The 18,691-nt window shown below is 68.5% G+C and carries 15 protein-coding genes; 1 reads left to right on the top strand and 14 read right to left on the bottom strand.

The features are described 5' to 3' along the window. Positions 1-46: 46 nt before the first annotated feature. The 3 genes from AB5S17_RS06385 to purU all read right to left on the bottom strand — a co-directional run bounded on the left by AB5S17_RS06385 (position 47) and on the right by purU (position 2,698). Positions 47-946 (bottom strand): SMP-30/gluconolactonase/LRE family protein, encoded by a 900-nt coding sequence (locus tag AB5S17_RS06385; RefSeq protein WP_369237312.1) that lies wholly within the window; start codon positions 944-946, stop codon positions 47-49. A gap of 67 nt (positions 947-1,013) precedes the next feature. Then, positions 1,014-1,688, bottom strand: a complete 675-nt coding sequence (locus AB5S17_RS06380; protein WP_369237310.1) for a DUF1045 domain-containing protein — start codon at positions 1,686-1,688, stop codon at positions 1,014-1,016. A 155-nt stretch (positions 1,689-1,843) separates the two neighbouring features. Beyond that, positions 1,844-2,698 carry a formyltetrahydrofolate deformylase gene (purU, locus tag AB5S17_RS06375; RefSeq protein WP_369237307.1) on the bottom strand — a complete coding sequence of 285 codons (855 nt, stop codon included), beginning with the start codon at positions 2,696-2,698 and terminating at the stop codon, positions 1,844-1,846. A 279-nt stretch (positions 2,699-2,977) separates the two neighbouring features. Here purU and AB5S17_RS06370 point away from each other — a divergent pair, with 279 nt between their 5' ends. Next, positions 2,978-3,949 carry a D-alanyl-D-alanine carboxypeptidase family protein gene (locus AB5S17_RS06370; RefSeq protein ID WP_369237305.1) on the top strand — a complete coding sequence of 324 codons (972 nt, stop codon included), beginning with the start codon at positions 2,978-2,980 and terminating at the stop codon, positions 3,947-3,949. A gap of 53 nt (positions 3,950-4,002) precedes the next feature. Here the strand turns inward: AB5S17_RS06370 and AB5S17_RS06365 are convergent, their stop codons facing one another. From AB5S17_RS06365 to AB5S17_RS06315, 11 genes are all read right to left on the bottom strand, one after another. Then, the gene (locus tag AB5S17_RS06365) at positions 4,003-5,253 is read right to left on the bottom strand and encodes an MFS transporter (protein WP_369237303.1); all 1,251 of its coding nucleotides are present in this window, start codon (positions 5,251-5,253) and stop codon (positions 4,003-4,005) included. 113 nt (positions 5,254-5,366) lie between these two features. After that, complete coding sequence (locus tag AB5S17_RS06360) at positions 5,367-7,382, bottom strand: alpha-glucosidase (RefSeq protein WP_369237301.1); 2,016 nt, start codon at positions 7,380-7,382, stop codon at positions 5,367-5,369. Between the two features lie 8 nt (positions 7,383-7,390). After that, positions 7,391-8,173, bottom strand: a complete 783-nt coding sequence (locus tag AB5S17_RS06355; protein ID WP_369237299.1) for an SDR family NAD(P)-dependent oxidoreductase — start codon at positions 8,171-8,173, stop codon at positions 7,391-7,393. Between the two features lie 7 nt (positions 8,174-8,180). After that, positions 8,181-9,071 carry an SMP-30/gluconolactonase/LRE family protein gene (locus AB5S17_RS06350; RefSeq protein ID WP_369237297.1) on the bottom strand — a complete coding sequence of 297 codons (891 nt, stop codon included), beginning with the start codon at positions 9,069-9,071 and terminating at the stop codon, positions 8,181-8,183. Continuing rightward, complete coding sequence (locus AB5S17_RS06345; RefSeq protein ID WP_369237295.1) at positions 9,068-9,970, bottom strand: aldose 1-epimerase; 903 nt, start codon at positions 9,968-9,970, stop codon at positions 9,068-9,070. The genes AB5S17_RS06350 and AB5S17_RS06345 overlap by 4 nt, the downstream gene beginning before the upstream one ends. A gap of 16 nt (positions 9,971-9,986) precedes the next feature. After that, positions 9,987-10,793 carry an HpcH/HpaI aldolase/citrate lyase family protein gene (locus AB5S17_RS06340; RefSeq protein WP_369237293.1) on the bottom strand — a complete coding sequence of 269 codons (807 nt, stop codon included), beginning with the start codon at positions 10,791-10,793 and terminating at the stop codon, positions 9,987-9,989. A gap of 11 nt (positions 10,794-10,804) precedes the next feature. After that, positions 10,805-12,538: an L-arabinonate dehydratase gene (gene araD, locus AB5S17_RS06335; RefSeq protein WP_369237291.1), complete on the bottom strand. Its 1,734-nt coding sequence runs from the start codon at positions 12,536-12,538 to the stop codon at positions 10,805-10,807. A 297-nt stretch (positions 12,539-12,835) separates the two neighbouring features. After that, a complete protein-coding gene (locus AB5S17_RS06330; protein ID WP_369237289.1) occupies positions 12,836-15,181 on the bottom strand; it encodes a TIM-barrel domain-containing protein in 2,346 nt (781 codons plus the stop codon). A gap of 335 nt (positions 15,182-15,516) precedes the next feature. Then, positions 15,517-16,617: an ABC transporter ATP-binding protein gene (locus AB5S17_RS06325; RefSeq protein ID WP_369237287.1), complete on the bottom strand. Its 1,101-nt coding sequence runs from the start codon at positions 16,615-16,617 to the stop codon at positions 15,517-15,519. A 14-nt stretch (positions 16,618-16,631) separates the two neighbouring features. After that, on the bottom strand, positions 16,632-17,678 hold the full coding sequence (locus AB5S17_RS06320; RefSeq protein WP_369237285.1) for a carbohydrate ABC transporter permease: 1,047 nt from the start codon (positions 17,676-17,678) through the stop codon (positions 16,632-16,634). Positions 17,679-17,682: 4 nt separating this feature from the next. Then, complete coding sequence (locus tag AB5S17_RS06315) at positions 17,683-18,675, bottom strand: carbohydrate ABC transporter permease (RefSeq protein WP_369237283.1); 993 nt, start codon at positions 18,673-18,675, stop codon at positions 17,683-17,685. Positions 18,676-18,691 lie beyond the last annotated feature (16 nt).

Genomic DNA, 18,691 nt, shown 5'->3' with positions numbered 1-18,691 from the left:
CCGAGCGGCCGGCATCCTCCGCGGGTACCGGCCGCATTCCACTATACTACAGGACCACAAGCGGGTCGGCGCGGCCGCGCACGGGAAGATCGACGACGAAGGTCTTGCCGGCATTCGGATCGGCCGCCAACTCCGCCTCGGACAATTCGTCGGAGGCCGAGGTCACGAGGATGCGGCCGAGGTCGTCGCCGATGAAGCAGGGGCAGGTCGTCAGACGCGTCGGCAGCTCGATCGAGCGGATGCGCTTGCCTTGCGGCGAATAGGCTTCGAGGCGTCCGGCACCCCACCGCGCGTTCCAGATAACGCCGTCCGCGTCGCAGACGGAGCCGTCCAGCGTTCCCTCCTCGCCGCGCTGGTCGTAGAGGACCTCGGGATCGCCGAGCGGCAGGCCGGTTGCCGGGTCGAGCGGCACCCGCATCAGCCGGTGATCCTGCGAGTCGGTGAAGTAGCCCGTCGCGCCGTCCGGCGAAAAGCAGATCGAATTCGGGATGCCGACGCGCTCGTAGAGGGGGCGCAGCTCGCCGGCGCGGTACCAGTAGATGGCGCCGGCTTCGCGTTCGGCCGCCTTGCCCATCGTGCCGAGCCAGAAGGCGCCCGAGGGATGCACCCGCGCGTCGTTGCAGCGGTTCTGCGGCTTGTCGGCCTCGAGCGGGCGATGCAGCGTCAGCCGGCCGGTCGCGGCGTCGCGGAGATGGAGGCCGTCCTCGGCAAAGACCAGCTGCCGCTCCCTGTCCACCACCGCCAGCGCGCTCGCCATGAAGGGGAGGGCGTGGATGGTGGGCGTGGTCGCGCCGCGCGGCATCTCGAAGAGCGCTTTTCTCTTGATGTCGAACCAGAAGGCGGTGCCGGTCGCCGCGTCGAAGGTCGGGCCTTCGCCGAGCCGGCAGGCGGGCGCGTCCAGAACGGCGACCTTCGCCGGGGCATCCGGATTGCCGGTGTCGTTCATCGTGGAGCCTCCCGTTCGGCGGCCCGGAACGGGCGCGCCCTCTTGTCGAGCCGCTGCCCCGGTGCCGTCAACCCTGCGGGCGGAACCGGTGGAGCGAATGGACCCTGAACGGCGCGCCCCGCTCCGGCTCCAGGAAGATCGCCAGCTGGTCGATGGTCAGCGGCTGACCGTCGAGATTGCCGAAATGCTCCGCGATGCGCTCGCGCGCCTCGTCCTGGCGTTCCGGCGCCACCGGACCGGTCAGCGTCATGTGGAAGCGGAAGGCGTCGAAGACATGCGGGTAGCCCCAGGTCTTCAGGTTCTCCCGCTCCTTCTCGCTCAGCCGCTCGGGATGCCGGCGCTGGTATTCCTCCTCGGTCAGGGCTGCGCGCAGCGGCTCGAAGGCGCGCACCACGGCCTCCTCCAGCTCGCCGAGCGCCGGCGGCGCCGTCTCCGGGACGAAGGCGAAGAAGGGGCCGAGCTGCGCGACCTTGAGGTTCGCGATCGTCACCGGATCGCGCGAGGCGCAGAAGGCGGCGAGGCGCGCGTCGAGTTCCTCCAGATCCGCCGCCTCGGCGAGGCGGAACGGCGCCTTCATCGTGGCGTGGAAGCCGTAGCGGGCGGGCTCCGACGTCAGCGCGTCGAGCGCGATCTCCGGCTCGCGCGTCGCCTCGCCGTCGAAGGCGCTGCGGCCGAGCCATTCGCCGGCTCTGCGGGTGAGTTCGGCTCCGGCGGGTGGGGTGAAGTAGATGGCAACGCGCATGTCGGGCACCTTCCGCATGGATGGAGTGGATCGAGTCGGAGGCCGGCTCCCCCATGGCACCGGCGTGCGGCAGGTGAACGGACAGGCCGTGCCGCCATTCTCCCCTCCGCCGCGTGACAGGAGGATGTCGCCGGCGAAGGCCGGCGGCGCGGCGTTCAGAGGAAGACCACCGTCTTCGTGCCGTTCAGCATGATGCGGTTCTCCAGATGGTACTTCACCGCGCGGGCGAGCACGCGGCTTTCGATGTCGCGGCCGGCTGCAACGAGATCGTCCGGCGAGAGCGCATGCGTCACCCGCTCGGTCTCCTGCTCGATGATCGGCCCCTCGTCGAGGTCGGCGGTGACGTAGTGCGCCGTCGCGCCGATCAGCTTCACGCCGCGCTCATGCGCCTGATGATAGGGCTTGGCGCCCTTGAAGCTCGGCAGGAAGGAGTGGTGGATGTTGATCACCTTGCCCGACAGCCGCCGCGACAGGTTGTCGGACAGGACCTGCATGTAGCGGGCGAGGACGACGAGATCGACGTCGTTCTCGCGCACCAGCTTCAGGATCCTCTCCTCCTGCTCGCTCTTGGTCTCCTTCGTCACCGGCCAGTGGTGGAAGGGGATGCCCTGGTCCTCGGCCGTCTTGCGGCTGTCCTCGTGGTTGGAGACGATCGCGACCACCTCGGCCCGCAGCCAGCCCACCTTGATCTGGTAGAGTAGGTGCAGAAGTGCATGGTCGAACTTCGAGACCATGATGACGATGCGCGGCACCCGCGCCTGGTCAGCGATGGCGAGTTTCAGGTCGAAGCGCTGGGCGGCGGGCGCGAGCTGGCGCTCCAGCGCGTCCCGGTGAGCGGCCTGCGGCGCGGTGAAGGCGATGCGCATGAAGAAGCGGCCGGTCTGGCGGTCCCAGAACTGCGCGCTCTCGGCGATGTTGGCACCGGCCTCGGCGAGTTCGGTCGTCACCGCGGCGACGATGCCGGGACGGTCTTGCGCGGAGAGGGTGAGGATGAAGGCGTTGTCGGTCATGGGCGGCCCGGCCGGATGTTGCACGTCATGGCCCGCCCATAGCACGGAGACGACGGCGCCGCGCAGCCGGAATCGCCGCCGTCCGGAAACACACCGGTCGATCGTCGAAGTCCGCTCTGCCGGCCGTGAGGGCAGCGGAACAGCTTTTTGCCGGGCGAAGGCGAAGCCTGCCGCTGCGCGGCGATGGTCCGTTAACCTTATCGGCACGCCAAGCCGTTAAATTGACAGGCGAAACGCCGGAGCTTTAGCTCCCTCGCGAACCCAGCCGCAGGTCGTCCATTGCCGCTCTCCCCATTCCTCCGGTCCCGTCCCGCCGCCTGGCTTCGCGCGGCGGTCTCGGCCGTCCTCGTCCTTTCGCTGGTCGGCTGCCAGTCGGCGCAGCTTTCGACCGCCGGGCTGACGCCGCTGTCGCCGCTTCCGCTCGTCCAGGTCGATCTCGGGCCGGCCGAGGTGCGAGCGCCGGCAAGCCTGGTGATGGACTACCAGACCGGGCGGGTGCTCTATGAGGATCAGGCAGACGGGCTGCGCTACCCCGCCTCGCTCACCAAGATGATGACGCTGTACCTGCTGTTCGAGACGATCGAGAGCGGCAAGCTGTCGCTCGGTTCGGAGCTGAGCGTCAGCGAGAACGCGGCCGCGCAGCCACCCTCGAAGCTCGGCATGCAGCCGGGCGACAAGCTGCCGGTTCGCGTCGCGCTCGAGGCGCTGGCGGTCAAATCCTGCAACGACGTCGCGATGGTGGTGGCAGAGAACCTCGCGGGCTCGCAGGAAGCCTTCGCCAACATCATGACCGCGACGGCGATCCGGCTCGGCATGCGGCACACCCGCTTCACGACGCCGAACGGCCTGCCGGACCCGCGCAACGTCTCGACGGCGCGCGATCTCGCGATCCTCGGCCGGGCGCTCTTCGCCCGCTTCCCGCAGTATCACTATCTCTACAAGATGCCGGAGTTCGAGTATGGCGGGCGCACCTATCACGCGACCAACCATCTCCTCGGCAAGGTGGAGGGCGTCGACGGGCTGAAGACCGGCTACATCAACGATTCCGGCTCCAATCTCGTCGCGACCGCGATCCGGCACGGCCGTCGGATCTTCGTCGTCGTTCTCGGCGGGCGCACCGCGCGGGCCCGCGACCGCGAGGTGACGGCGCTGATCGACCAGTATCTCGGCCCCGCCGAGGCGCCCCCGGGCGTGGGTGTGGCGATGACGTTTCCGCCGGCGGACGGGTATGACGACGGAGAGGGCGACTAGGGGGCGTGCACCGGAATATCGCTGAGTCCAAGGTGCCTCGGCACCCGGTTCGATCAGCTGGAACTCTCCTCGGCCTGTTCTGCTGCCCAGACGCTCGCGGCTTCCACGGCGACGGGTGATGTGGTCGGCACGACGCCGATATAGCTCTCGGTCTGGCTCGCCGGCACGGCAGCGCGCTGCGTCATCCGGTAGAGCGCGTAGGCGGCGATCCCCGCGAACGTGACCGCCAGCACCAGCCAGAACGAGATCGGGCCCATGCGCTCCATCGCCCAGCCGGTGACGAGCGGGCCGGCGATGGCGCCGATCCCGAACGTGAACACCAGCCCGCCGGAGGCGGCCGGCATGTCTTCCGCGGCGAGGAAGTCGTTCGTGTGGGCCAGCAGCAGGGCGTAGAGGGGCGTCGTGATCCCGCCGACGAAGAAGGCGGCCGTCATCAGCGGCCAAAGCCCGCCTCCGGTCGTCCAGCCGAGGAACGAGGCGGTCGCGCCGATCGCGGAGGCGGCGAAGATGATCATGCGGCGATCGACCCGGTCCGAAATCCACCCGATCGGGTACTGGAACAGGAGGGCACCGGTGAACAGCATCGCGACGAAGAGCGCGATCTCTGACTTCGTCATCCCGACCAGCGTCCCGAAGACCGCCCCCATGCCGGATTGCGTCGCATAGGCGCTGCCGAGCAGGATCATGCCGACGGTGCCGAGGGGAGACCCCAGGAAAAGCTGCTTCAGCGGCATCGGCCGCGTCAGTTCCGTCTCGGGAGTACGCGAGGCCGTCAGGAGGATCGGCGCGAACGAGATCGAAACGAGGATCGAGGCGCCGATGAACAGCACCGACGTGCGCGCGTCGCCGAGCGTCAGGAGACCCTGCGCGCCGATGATGCCGACGGTCTGGGCGATCATGTAGGCGGAGAGCACCTTGCCGCGCGTCTCGTTGGTCGAGGCGTCGTTGAGCCAGCTTTCGGCCGTCACGTAGATGCCCGACATGCAAAATCCGATGAGCAGGCGCAGAAGCGTCCACGCCCACGGCTCGGTCAGCAGCGGGAAGGCGATGAGGGCCGCCGACATGAAGCTGCCGAGCGCGGCGAAGACGCGGACATGCCCGACATTGCGGATGAGCGAGGGGGTGTAGCGAGCCCCGGAGAGGAAGCCGACGAAATAGCCGGAGGTGACGATCGAAAGCTCGGTCGCGGAAAACCCTTCGAGCCCGCCGCGCAGGCCGATCAGGGTGAAATGCATGCCGTTGCCGAGCATGATCAGGACGATGCCGACCAGCAGGGCCCAGATGCCGGATAAGACACGAAACATGGCCCACCCCTTCGCCTCGACGGCACGCCCTACAACGCCGGCTCACGCAGGGTCAAATCCGCTAGCGGCCGGCGGCAGGAAGAATGCTTAGGCCGCGTGTGCGGCTGGCGGATTCATAGCCCCTGCAGCGCCGCGAACATGTCTGCGAAAGGCGAGCCCTCGCGCACGAACACCGGCGGCTGTCCGAACGGCGTTTCCACTTCCGCCGTGCCGCCGCCGGCGAAGCGCTTGGCCGACCACAGGTGCACCCAGCCGGCGCCGGCCGGAAGGTAGGGCGTCCACGTTTCGGCCCCCGCCTGCCAGACCGGCGCGACGAGGAGGTCGGGGCCGAGGAGGTACTGGTCGAAGATCTCATAGGCGCGCGGATCGTCCTCGTGGTGGAGGAAGAGCGGGCGCTGCAGCGGCAGGCCGATCGCGGCGGCTTCGCCCGCGAGCGAGGCGAGATAGGGCGAGAGCGCGGCGTGGATGCGGGTCATGCGGGCGAAGTGGGCGAGGACGTCGGCGTCCTGGTCGACCTGCAGGTTCTCCGTCGGCCGGTTGCCCTCATGGGTGCGCATCACCGGCGTGAACGCGGCCATCTCGGCCCAGCGCTTCAGGAGTTCGGCTGTGCGGACATTGCCGAAGAGGCTGGTATAGCCGCCGATGTCGGAGTGGTGGTAGGCGTTGCCGAGCAGGCCGGAGGACAGAGCGCCGACGATGACGGTGACGAGGCCGTCGTGCCGCGTGAAGTCGACCGACTGGTCGCCGGCCCACAGGAGGGGGCATTGCGCCTGGATGCCGGTGAAGCCGGCGCGCATGAAGAAGACGATGTCGCCCGTGCGGCCCTTGCGCTCGACGGCGCGGGCGTTGACGGCGCCCCAGAGCACCGGCCAGGCATTGTGCATCAGCTTCGGGTCGGCGCCGGTCTTCAGGTTCAGGTCGATCGGCAGATACTCGCCGAAATCCGCCATCCAGCCGCCGAGGCCATAGTCGATCAGGTTCTCGCCGATCACCCGGTCCTCGAACCAGCGGCAGGCGGCCTCGTCCGTGAAGTCGACGACGCCGCAGTCGAACTCGCCGAAGTCGACGAGGTAGGTGCCGCCCGCGGCGTTGGTGGCGAGGAAGCCCTTGGCCTCGGCCTCGGCAAAGAGTGCGCCGTCGTTGCAGAGATAGGGGTTCACATAGCCGAGGAAGCGGATGCCGCGCCGATTGAGTTCGGCGATGCGGCGCTCGAGATCGGGGTAGCGCGTCTCGCTCGCCCGCCAGTCCCAGAACAGGCGCTTGCCGAAGGAGGTCTCGCGCAGGCCGACCCAGTCCTCGCACCAGAGCGCCGAGACCGCCGCGCCGGCCTCGATGTAGCGCTCCAGCCGGGCGAAGGAGTTGTCGCCGTCCTTCAGCCCGACGATCGCCCCCTGAAGCGCCCAGTCGGGGAGCCGCGGCTGGCGGCCGAAGCGGTCCGACAGGGCGGTGACGATCCCGGGGAAGCTCTCACGGGCGAAGAGCTCGATCCGCTCCGGCATCGCCCAGACCTCGATCTCGTGGAAGCCGGGATCGCGGAAGTCGAAGACCGAATAGGCCGTCGTCTCGACATGCAGGGCGTAGCGGCGCGAGGAGAGATAGGTCGGCTGGGGATAGTTGGTGTTGTAGTAGTCGCCGCCGGCCCGTCCCGTTCGGTCCGCCTCGAAGGTGATCGTACTCGTCTTGTCGCGGCCGACGCCGGGCTCGGACGTCCAGAGCGGGAAGCGGCGACCCGCGAGGTCGAAATAGGACATCTGCTCGCCGCCGCCGAAGACATGTTCGCCGGGCTCCGCCACGACGCGCAGCCAGAAGCGGTTGAGCGCGGCGTCCTGCGCCGTCACGGCGAGATGGCCGCCTTGCGCATCGCCGGAGGTCGTCAACGACAGGAGCGGCGGAAGGCCGGGCGCGAAGGCGAAGTCGATCCGCCAGCCGCTTTGAAAGTCCGACACCGCTGCATGGGCGAGCGGAATGCGCGCCGTCAGCGTGTCCTCGATATCGAAATTGCCGCGATACATCTCCATGCGCTCGGTGCCGCGGCCGACGAAGAGGCAGGGCGAATCCGTGCGATGCGCGATGATGCGGCGGCCGCCGAGGAGGAGGTCGAAGCCGCCGTCGCTCTCGATGATCTGCATTTCGCGGCTCAGAGGTGGCTGAGGCCGGCGTCGACGACGAAGTTCGCGCCGGTGCAGCCGGCGCTTTCGTCGGAGCCGAGGAAGAGGGCGAGGCGGGCGACATGGCCGGCGTCCAGCCGGAACTTCAGCGCCTGCAGCCGGATGAACTCGGCGTCGGCCTCGGGCGTCAGCCAGAGCGCCTTCTGCCGCTCGGTGAGGATCGCGCCGGGGACGATGCAGTTCACGCGGATGCCGGAGGGACCGAGTTCGCGGGACAGCGTGCGGGTCATGCCGTTGATCGCCGCCTTGGCGGTGGTGTAGCCGACCATGCCCGGCATGCCGCGCATCCAGGACACCGAGCCGAGCATGATCACCGAGCCGCCGCCGCGCTCCGCCATGCTCTTCGCCGCCGCCTGCGTTGCGAAGAACTGGTGGTCGAGGTTGAGCGAGAGGGCGCGCCGCCAGTAGTCCGGCTCGACCTCGTCCATCCTGTGCCGGTCGTCCTTGCCGGCATTGTTGACGAGGACGTCGATGCCGCCGGCCTCGGCGGCGACCGCGGCGATAGCCTCGCGCAGCGCCGGGATATCGGTGACGTCGCAGGGGAGGAACCGCGCCCCGGTCCGCTCCGCCACCTGCGCCCCGGCCGCTGCATCGATGTCGACGAAGGCGACGCGCGCCCCTTGCGCCGCGAAGGCGGTCACCATCGCCTCGCCGATGCCCGAAGCGCCGCCGGTGATCAGGACGGAGCGGCCATCCAGCGAGGCATAGCAGACGGTCTCATAGGCGGCGGCGGAGGTTGGAGCGATGAACATCTTGGGCTCAGCTTTCCGGGTCGAAGGGCGGTTTTGGCAGGCCGGGCGTTTCCACCTGCATGGCGAACAGGCCGCCCGAATGCGGGAATTCGGAAAGTTCGTCCGCCGGCCGGCCGGAGCGGGCGGTGGTGATGAAGAGGGTGCGAAGATCGCGCCCGCCGAAGGCGATCATCGTCGGGCACTTCGCCGGAACCTGATATTCCGCCAGGATCTCGCCCTGCGGCGAATAGCGCCGGATGCGGCCGCCCTCATAGAGCGCCGACCAGTAGCAGCCCTCGGCATCGACGGCGCCGCCGTCCGGCCGGCCGAGATCGTCGCCCGCGATTTCCCATTTCGCGAAGATCTGCCGGTTTGAGGCGGTGCCGGTCGCAGCGTCGTAGTCGTAGCGGTAGATCGTGCGGCGGGGCGTGTCGGAGTGGTACATGAACCGTCCGTCGGGCGAGAAGGCGGCGCCGTTCGACGTCATCAGCCCGCCCTCGACCCTTGTCAGGCCGCGTCTGTCGAAGCGATAGAGATGGGCGTCGCCCGCCTGCTTCGTCTCGTCCAGCGTGCCGAGCCAGAAGCGCCCGGCGGGATCGATGCAGCCGTCGTTGAAGCGGTGCGTCTTCGCATCCTCGGGATTTTCCGCCAGCATGGCCGCGGGTTGGCCGGCATCGTCGAGCTGCCAGATGCCGGAGCGCAGGCCGGCGACGAAGCCGCCCTCCTTGGCCGGCGCGACGCAGCCGATCTCCTCGGGCAGGCCGAAACCGTCATGCCGCTCGCTGACCGGATCGAATCGGTGCAGCCGCCGGCGCTTGATGTCGACGAAGACGAGCACCTGCTCCGCCGGCAACCAGACCGGGCTTTCGCCGAGTTCGCAGCGCAGATCGAGGACGAGTTCGGGTTCGGTGGCTGTCATCGCAAAGTCCCAATTTCAAACCGCACCGTGCCTCGAATGGCGGCGCCGGGCGCAAGGACCTGCAATCCGTGATTCGCAACGCCGTCCATCCGATTGACGGCGTCGACCATATGCGTCACCGGCTCCACCGCAAAGAAGCTGCGCTCGTCCAGCCGGAACACGACGAGCTTGGCGAAGATCGGCTCGGCCACGATGCGGATCGAAAGGTTGCGGTCGGGATAGACGATCTCGGCGACGCCGCCCCAGCCCTCGAACAGGTGGTCCACCGGCGCGATCTCGTCCATCGTCCGGAAATCGCGGCAGTTCCAGCCTTCGGGCACGGCGGTGCGCTCGGTCGGCAGCAGGCGGTCGTCGCTCTGCCAGACGGTGTCGGCCGCAAACTTCAGGCTCGCGCCCTGCTTGTCGAAATAGGGGTGGAGGCCGAACCCGGCGGGCATGTCGCGGCTGTCGCGATTTTCGAGGCTCAGCGTGATCGTGAGCGAGTCGGGCTCAAGGACGAAGGACTGTTCGGCGCGGTAGGCAAACGGCCATTCGCGCGCCCGCGCGCCCTCGGCGGGGTCGTGATCGAGCGACAGCCGCGCCTCGGACGGTTCGGCCGCCTCCACCGTCCAGTCCCGCTGCCAGGCATTGCCGTGGATCGCATGCGGGCTGTCGCCGAAATTGCGGTTCAGCTGGAAAGTCTCGCCGCCGAAGGCGAAGCGGGCGTCGGCGATGCGGTTGGAGAAGGGGATCATCGGATAGGAGCCGGCGAGCGTCGGCTTCTTGTCCGAGAGAGCCGTCAGCGGGGTCTCGCGCAGGATGTGCTCCGAGCCGCGGGTGAAGGCGGTGAGCGAGCCGCCGAGATGCGGCGCGATGTCGACGGCGAGGGCGCCGGCGCGGAGCGGAACGAGTTCGGCCATGCTGGGGGATCCTGATCTAGTAGGCCGCGCCGGACGGTCCGGGCGCCGGAGCTTCGTTCTTCAACTGGCCGAGCCAGTCCCGCGCCCGTCCGGTCATCATCGCGATGTCCGAGGCGACGGCGGCGAAGGAATAGCCGTAGCCGAGGAAGCGCGTCACCATCTCCGGGTTCGGCCCGACGATGCCGACCGGCTTGCCGGCGGCCTTGGCGTCCTTCGCTGCACGTTCAATCATCGCCTGCACCTCGGGATGGGCGATCTCGCCGATCCGGCCCATCGACGCTGCAAGGTCGCCGGGCCCGACGAACAGCGCATCGACGCCAGGCACCGCCGCGATCTCCGCCAGCCGCCCGATCGCCTGCGGGGTCTCGAGCTGGACGATGACGCAGGTCTCGTCATTGGCGCGCTTCAGATAGTCGCCCGCCGCACCGAAGCGCGACGCCCGGTGCACCGCCGCGACGCCGCGGACGCCCATCGGCGGATATTTCGCGAAGGCGACGGCCTGCCGCGCCGCCTCGGCGGTCTCGACGAAGGGCAGCATGATCGTCTCGGCGCCGGCGTCGAGGCAGCGCTTCACCAGCACCTGGTCGTTCCAGGCGAGACGCACGACGGGAACGGCCGGCGTCGTGCCGACGGCGCGCAGGATATGGGCGAGATCGGCGACCTCGATCGGCACGTGCTCCATGTCGACAACGAGGAAATCGAAGCCCGAATGCCCCATAGCCTCTGCCGTCGCGGGTGCTGCGGCCATCAGCCAGGTGCCGAGCGGCGGCCGGCGGTCGCTCTGCGAGAGCCAGGCCTTGAAGCGGTTGGTGATGTCGATCATGGGGCTGCCTCTCAGAAGATCTCCGGTTCCGGCACGACGCCCGGCGCGGCGAGGAAGTCGAAGTCGCAGCCCTTGTCGGCCTGGGACACGTGGCGCTGGTAGAGCGCGGCGAAGGAACGCTCGTAGAGCGGCGTGGCCGGCCGCCACGCGGCCCTGCGCCGCTCGATCTCCTCGGCGTCCACCTCCATGTCGAGCCGGCCGGCCGCGACGTCGAGGCTGACGATGTCGCCGGTCTGCAGGAGCCCCAGCGGCCCGCCGACGGCGGCTTCCGGCGCGACGTGCAGGATGCAGGTGCCGTAATGCGTGCCGCTCATCCGCCCGTCGCAGATCCGGACCATGTCGCGAACGCCCTTCGCCAGCAGCTTCTTCGGGATCGGCAGGTTGCCCCATTCCGGCATGCCGGGCGCCCCGACCGGGCCGGCATTGCGGAGGACGAGGACGCTCTCGGCGGAGATGTCGAGATCCGGATCGTCGATCCGGGCGCGCATCTCGGCGGGACTGTCGAAGACGACGGCGGGTCCCTTGTGCTTGAGAAGATTTCCGCTCGCGGCCGACGACTTCATCACCGCACCGTCCGGCGCCAGGTTGCCCTTGAGGACGACGAGGGTGCGGCCCTTCTCCAGCGGTACGACCGGGTTGTCGAGCGGCCGGATGACGTCGGCGTCGTAGCACTCGGCGGTCTCGATCGCTTCGCCGAGGCTGCGGCCCTCGACCGTCCGGGCATCGAGGTGGAGATGCGGCGCGAGGTTCTTCAACAGCGCGGCGAGGCCGCCGGCGAAGTAGAAGTCCTCCATCAGACAGGTGCCGGATGGAAAGAGATTGGCAAGGACCGGCACCTTGGCCGAGACCGCCGCCATGTCGTCCAGCGACAGATCGACGCCCGCGCGCCGCGCCATGGCGACGAGATGCACCGCCGCATTGGTCGAGCCGCCGAGCGCCATGTAGGCGGCAAGGCCGTTCTCGAAGCTCTGCCGCGACAGGATGTCGGAGGGCTTCAGGTCTTGCCAGACCATGTCGACGATCCGGGCGCCGCAGGCCGAGGCCATGCGCCGGTGGCCGGAATCGGCGGCGGGGATCGAGGAGGCGCCGGTGAAGCACATCCCCATGGCGTCGGCGATCGAGGTCATGGTCGATGCCGTCCCCATGGTGTTGCAGGTGCCGAAGGAGCGGGTCATCCGGCTTTCCAGATCGATCCAGTCCTCCTCCGAGATGCCGCCGGCGCGGTATTCGTCCCAGTACTTCTTGGTGTGCGTGCCGGCGCCGACCTTCGTCCCGCGCCACTGGCCGCTCGACATCGGGCCGGCCGGGCAGAAGATCGCCGGGATGTCCATCGAGATCACGCCCATCAGCAGCGCCGGCGTGGACTTGTCGCAGCCGCCGAGGAGCACGGCGCCGTCGATCGGATGCGAGCGCAGCACCTCCTCGGCCTCCATGGCGAGGAAGTTGCGGTAGAGCATGGTCGAAGGCTTCACCATGACCTCGCCGACCGAGAGCACCGGCAGCTCGACGGGATAGCCGCCGGCCTGCCAGACGCCGCGCTTCACCGCCTCGGCCCGGTCCCTGAGATGCGCATGGCAGGGACTCATGTCGGACCAGGTGTTGAGGATGGCGATCACCGGCTTGCCGAGGAACTCCTCGCGCCTGAGACCCATCTGCTGGGTCCGCTGGCGATGGGCAAAGCCGCGCATGTCGGAGGAGGCGAACCAGCGCTGGCTGCGCAGCTCGGTGATGTCCTTGCGGGGCATGGTGCTACTCCGTGGCTCCGGTCATGTCGTCATCCCTCGACCCTGCACCTCGCTTGACGGTCGGATCCCGATGTATCGGCGGCAGGATGTTCGCCTCGGCCTGAACGCCGCCTTCTTCTCCCCCGTGGGGACACGTGCCGGCAGGCGATGAGGGGAACGGTGCCGGCCTGGACGAAGGAAGCCCCATCGGCGCGACCCTTTCGACCGAGGGCGAACTCCCCCTCATCCGGCCCTTCGGGCCACCTTCTCCCCACGGGGGAGAAGAAGCGGGCGCGCCTCCTGTTCCGCCGCGCGGCGTCACGGCAGCTCATGCTCCGCCATCCGCTCGCCAAGCCCCCGCATCTCGACGAACAGCTCCGGTTGGCCGCGGCCGCTGCCCTGTTCGGTGACGGTGAGCCGGACGCTCCCTTCGCCCGCGGTGAGCTCGCAGGCGAGCAGCGAACAGTCGCCGTCCCGGTAGCGCCAGCTCTCGCCGTCGTCGAAGAACACCGTCCGCCGGCTCGTCGAGCTGCCCGCGCCGAGGAAGGCCGCCAGCGCCACCGCCTTCGCCTCGTGCGGACTGGTCGGCGCCCAGTCCATCGCCAGCGGCAGCACGGCGCCGGAGCGCACGAAGATCGGCAGGCGGTCGAGCGGGGCGGGGACGGTGGCGCGGGTGCCGCCGTCGTGGATGGCTTCGCTCCAGAAGTCGTGCCAGCCGCCCTCGACCTTGGGCAGGTCGATCGTGACGGTGTCCGCGCCCTCGGTGACGTTGGGCGCGACGAGCACGTCAGGGCCGAGCATGAAGGCGTCCGGATCCTTGCGGCAGGACACGTCCGGGAAGTGGTAGAGCAGCGGCGCGACGATCGGGGCGCCGGTCCGGTGGCAGTCGTGGGCGAGGGAGTAGAGGAGTGGCAGGAAGCGGTAGCGCAGGCGCAGCGCCTCGCGAACGTGATCCGTCACTTCCGGATGCATCCAGGGCAGGTTCACCGGCTCGGCGAGCTGCGGCTTCCAGGAGTTCATCACCGCACGCGGATGCAGCGCCATCAACTGGACGAAGCGGGTGAACAGCTCCGGCCCCGGCTTCGGCCCGGCGAAGCCGCCGATGTCGTGGCCGATGAAGGGCATCCCGGAGAGGCTCATCGAGACGCCGCCCCGGATGTTCCACTTCAGCGTGTGCCAGGAGGTGTAGTTGTCGCCGGTCCAGGTCTCGCCGTAGCGGGAGATGCCGATCGGCCCGGCGCGGCTGATCGTGTAGGGGCGCTTCTCCGGCTCGCGCGCCTTCGTCGCCTCGAACGTCGCGCGCGTCATCAGGAGCGCCTGCAGCGGCTTGACGTCGATCGCGGGCAGCGGCCGGCCGAGGCCGTCGACCGTCGCCGTCTCGTCCCAGAGCTCGGCCTCGTTGTTGTCGTTCCAGGCCGCGTCGAAGCCCTGGCCGAGGACTTGGGTTCGGATGCCCGCCTGCCACCAGGCGATCGTCTCGGGGTTCGACAGGTCGAGGCTCGCGCCCTCGCCGCCCCAGAACATCTCCACCGCCGGCGAGCCGTCGCTGCGCTTGACGAAGAGGCCCTTCTCGGCAGCCTCGGGGTAGGCGGGATGTTCCTTCAGGAGCACCGGCTTGACGTTCGCGCAGGTGTGGTATCCGAGTTCCTTCAGCCGCGCGAAGAAGGCCTTGCGGTCGGGGAACTTCGTCTCGTTCCAGGTGAAGACGTAGCGGCGCCCGTCCTCGCGCGTCGTGTAGCCCGAGCCGGAATGGATGGCGCTGATCGGGATGTCGTCGGCGCGGCAGCGCTCGGCGAAGCCCGTCATCACCTCCTGCGCATTGGGGGCGTCGGCGTGGTGCATGGTGGTGAAGGCGAAGCCCATCGACCAGCGCGGCGGCAGGTGCGGCCGACCGGTGAGCTGAGCCAGGCGGGGCACGATGTCGGCGAGCCGCGGGCCGGCGACGACATAGGCCACCATCCCCTTTTCCAGGATGTCGACGTGCCGGTAGGGGTCGTAATAGTTCGAATGCTCGGCGCCGAGGTCGACGGCCATCTCCGACAGCGTGTCGTAGAGGAGGCCGGTCGCCGTCCCGTCCTCCGCCTCGACCATGACGAAGGGGACATGCTTGTAGAGCGGGTCGGACAGCTCGGCATTGTAGCCCATCGAGTCGATCTGCAGGCAGCGGAAGCGGCGCCCCGTGCGGTCGAGCGGACCGGTCTTGTCGCCGAGGCCGTAATGGCGCTCGGCCGGGTGCCGGGTCTGGTAATGGCGAAAGCCGCCGCGCGCCTCGAGCCAGTAGTAGGCGCTGCGCTCGCGATCCTGCATCACCGTGCGCCAGCTGCCGCCCTCGCGGCGCTGGACGGCGAGGCGCAGCGGGGCCGGCTCGACCAGCACGCGGATATCGCCGGAGGTGACGATCTCCAGATCGTTCGCCGCTTCATGCGTCACCTGCGGCAGCGCGAAGCCATCCGTGGAAAGCCGGTCGCGGCCCTCCCACGGCGTGTCCCCCTCCGGCGCGATCGTCCACGTCCGGTCGACGCGAAAGCCGCCCTCCGGCACGATCGCGATGCGGGTCAGCCAGTCCTCCAGCACCGCCACCTTGAGGGTGAAGCCGGCGTTCAGCGGCAGGTCGAGGCCGTGCGGCGTCGTCTCGGCCGGGCCGGTTGCGCTGAGGATGGTCATGGGCGGGGTCCTCTGGAATGCGGGATGCGCGGCTGGGCGCAGGCGGCGCTGATGTCGTCAGCCGCAGCGGCAGACAGTTGCCGAAAGGCGGGCATCGACGTGGGTGCCGAGGCACCCCCCTCTGGGCTGCCGCCCATCTCCCCCACAGGGGGGGAGATCAGCAGCTGCGCCGATCGCGCGACGCTCTTTGCCGGTTGTGCCAGCCACAGCGACGAACGTAGGGCGGGACGCATAAGCGCGATCGATCTCCCCCCTTGTGGGGGAGATGTCCGGCAGGACAGAGGGGGGTGCACAGCCGCCATCGTTCAATTCTCGGGGACCCTGAGATCCCGCTCTCAAACTTCCTCGCCGATCCGCAGCCGTTCCAGCGCGGTGCCGTCCTTGCGGAACACGTGGATCGCCTCGGCCGGCAAAAACACCTGCGCCGTCTCGCCTGCCCGGATCCGCGTCTGGCCGGACTTGTGCACGGTGATCGGCTTGCCCGACGCGTCGGTGCAGTAGAGATAGGACTCCCCGCCGAGCTGCTCGATGGTTTCGACCGTGACGGGCTGGCCGCGCTCGGTGCCGATCTCCAGATGCTCGGGGCGCACGCCGACGGTCACGGCTTCGCCGACAGCGACGCCCTCGGGCGAGACGGCCGCTTCGAAGCGGTGCCGGCTGGAATCCTCCACGACGATGCCGTCGTTCCGGACCTCCGCGACCGTCATCTCCAGAAAGTTCATCCGCGGCGAGCCGATGAAGCCGGCGACGAAGTGGTTGGCGGGCCGGTTGTAGAGGTCGAGCGGCGAGCCGACCTGCTGAATCGTGCCCTTCTTCAGGACGACGATCTTGTCGGCCATGGTCATCGCCTCGACCTGGTCGTGGGTGACGTAGATCATCGTGTTGCCGAGCCGGCGATGCAGCTGCGAGATCTCGCCGCGCATGACGACGCGGAGTTCCGCGTCGAGGTTCGACAGTGGCTCGTCGAAGAGGAACACCTTCGGCTCGCGCACCACCGCCCGGCCGATGGCGACGCGCTGGCGCTGGCCGCCGGAGAGCTGCTTCGGCCGGCGCTCCAGGTGCTCGGTGATCTGCAGCATGCGCGCCGCGTCGTCGACGCGCTGCTTGATCTCGTCCTTCGGCGTCTTGATGTTTTCGAGGCCGAAGGCGAGGTTTTCGCGCACCGTCATGTGCGGGTAGAGCGCGTAGGTCTGGAACACCATGGCAAGGCCGCGCTCGGCGGCGCGCAGCTCGTTGACGCGCTGGCCGTCGATCCTGAGCTCCCCGTCCGAGATCTCCTCCAGCCCCGCGATCATCCGCAGGAGCGTGGACTTGCCGCAGCCGGACGGGCCGACGAAGACGCAGAACTCGCCGTCCTCGATCGTCAAGTCCACGCCGTGGATCGCGCGGAAGCCGGCATAGTCCTTGACCAGTTTTTCCAGTTCGACGACGGCCATTCTCGCCCCCTTGCTTACTTGACGCCGCTCTGGGCGATGCCGGCGGTGATGTTCTTCTGCAGGAGCGCGAAGATGATGGTGATCGGGATGAGCGTCAGCATGGTCATGGCGAGGAGCCCGCTCCAGGAGGTCTGCAGGTCGCCCTGGAAGGCGTTCAGCGCCAGCTGCAGCGTGAACTGCTCGGACCGCGTCAGCACGATCAGCGGCCAGAGGAACTCGTTCCAGCGCCACATCACCGAGAAGATCACGAGGACGGCGATGGCGGGGGCGGCGAGCGGCAGGACGATCCGCCAGTAGACGCGCCATTCCGACGCGTGATCCATGCGCGCCGCGTCGAGGAGGTCGTCCGGGATCGTCAGCATGTATTGCCGCAGCAGGAACACGCCGGTCGGCGTCGCCACCGCCGGCCAGATCACCGCCCAGGGCGTGTTGACGAGGCCGAGCTCGTTGACGACGAGATAGATCGGCACGAGGTTGATCGTCGGCGGGATCATCAAGGTGGCGATGATCAGGAGGAAGACGACGGTTCGCCCCTTGAACTTGTACTTGGCCAGCGCGAAGGCCGCCATCGAGTTGAAGATCACGGTGATGATCGTCGCGACGACGGTGATGAACACGCTGTTCCAGAAGTAGCGCATGAAGTTGAAGCGCTTGAACAGCTGGGTGTAGTTGCTCCACTGCACCGCGAACTGGCGCTTCGGCTGCCGGTCGTTGATGTTGACGTTGATCTTCTGGTCGGGATGGGCTGGGTCGACCATCTGGGCGTTGAGCCCGATGCGGCGGATCTGCGCCAGCACCTCGCCCTTATGCTCCCCGCCCGTCACCTCGTAGAGCGGCAGCGGCTTGTCGTAGCCCGGCACCGTGACCGTCTGCGCCGACAGCGGCAGGAAGGTCGGCGGGTATTCGGCGAGCGCCGCGTCGGTCTTGAAGGAGGAGAGCGCCACCCAGAGCACCGGGCCGAACATCAGCACGATGCCGAAGATCAGGTAGCCCCAGGTCAGCCAGTCGGTGATGTCGAAGCGGTTGCGGCCTCGGGTGCGCGAGATGAAGGACCAGACCATCGTTCTATCCCTCCGCCTGGCTGCGGGTCGCGCGCAGCTGCAGCAGGGTCAGGACCAGGAGCACGACCGCCATCAGGATCGAGGCGGCGGCGGCGAGGCCGAAGAGCTGCGGGCGCGAGGCGAAACCGGTTTCGTAGATGTACTGCAGGATCAGCGTCGTCGCCGAGCCGGGGCCGCCGCCGGTGAGGACGAAGATCTCGTCGAAGGCCTGCACCGCGCGGATGAGACTGAGCACCAGCACGACGACCATGGTGGGCATCAAGAGCGGCATGGTGATCCTGTAGAAGACCCGCCAGCGCGAGGCCCCGTCCATCTCCGCCGCCTCATAGACGTCGGAGGGGATCGCCTGCAGTCCGGCGAGGAGGATCAGCGTGTAGAAGCCCATATGGGCCCAGATCGACACGAAGATGATCCAGAAGAACGCCCAGTTGGCGTTGGTGAGCCAGTCGACGGGCGTCACGCCCACGGCGTCGAGCCCGGCGTTGAGGACGCCGTAACGCTGCAGGATCCACTTCCAGATCAGCGCGACGACGACCGGCGAGAGCAGGACCGGATAGAAGAACACGCCGCGGAAGAAGCCGCGGAACGGGATCTTGCGGTTGAGGATCAGCGCGGTCAGCAGCGAGAACAGCACCATGAAGCCGACCTGCAGCACGACGAACCAGCCGGTGTTGTAGACCGCGCGCCAGAAGACGTCGCGCCGGCAGGTGTTCGGATCCAGATAGTTCGTGCAGGAGAGCAGCGAGGCAAAGTTGTCGGCGCCGACATAGGGGCGCTGCGAGAGCAGGATCGCGTCCGATCCGCTCGTCGCATAGAAGAAGTTGAGGATGATCGGCAGGAAGGTGAAGGCGCCGAAGATGATCAGGTTCGGCAGAAGGAACATCCAGGCGATGCGCCTGATGCCGACGAGGCGCTGGGCGCTCGCCATCGGCCATTCGAAGAGGCCGAAGGCGGTGCGGTAGCCGAGCTGGACTGCGCTGTTGAAGGGCTTCAGCATGAGATCATCCCGGACG

The sequence above is a fragment of the Jiella sp. M17.18 genome, assembly GCF_041027365.1.
In the GTDB taxonomy this organism is placed as follows: Bacteria; Pseudomonadota; Alphaproteobacteria; order Rhizobiales; family Rhizobiaceae; genus VKMB-3413.
Note: the sequence above shows the minus strand (reverse complement) of the source record. Positions and strands in the feature narration are given on the sequence as shown.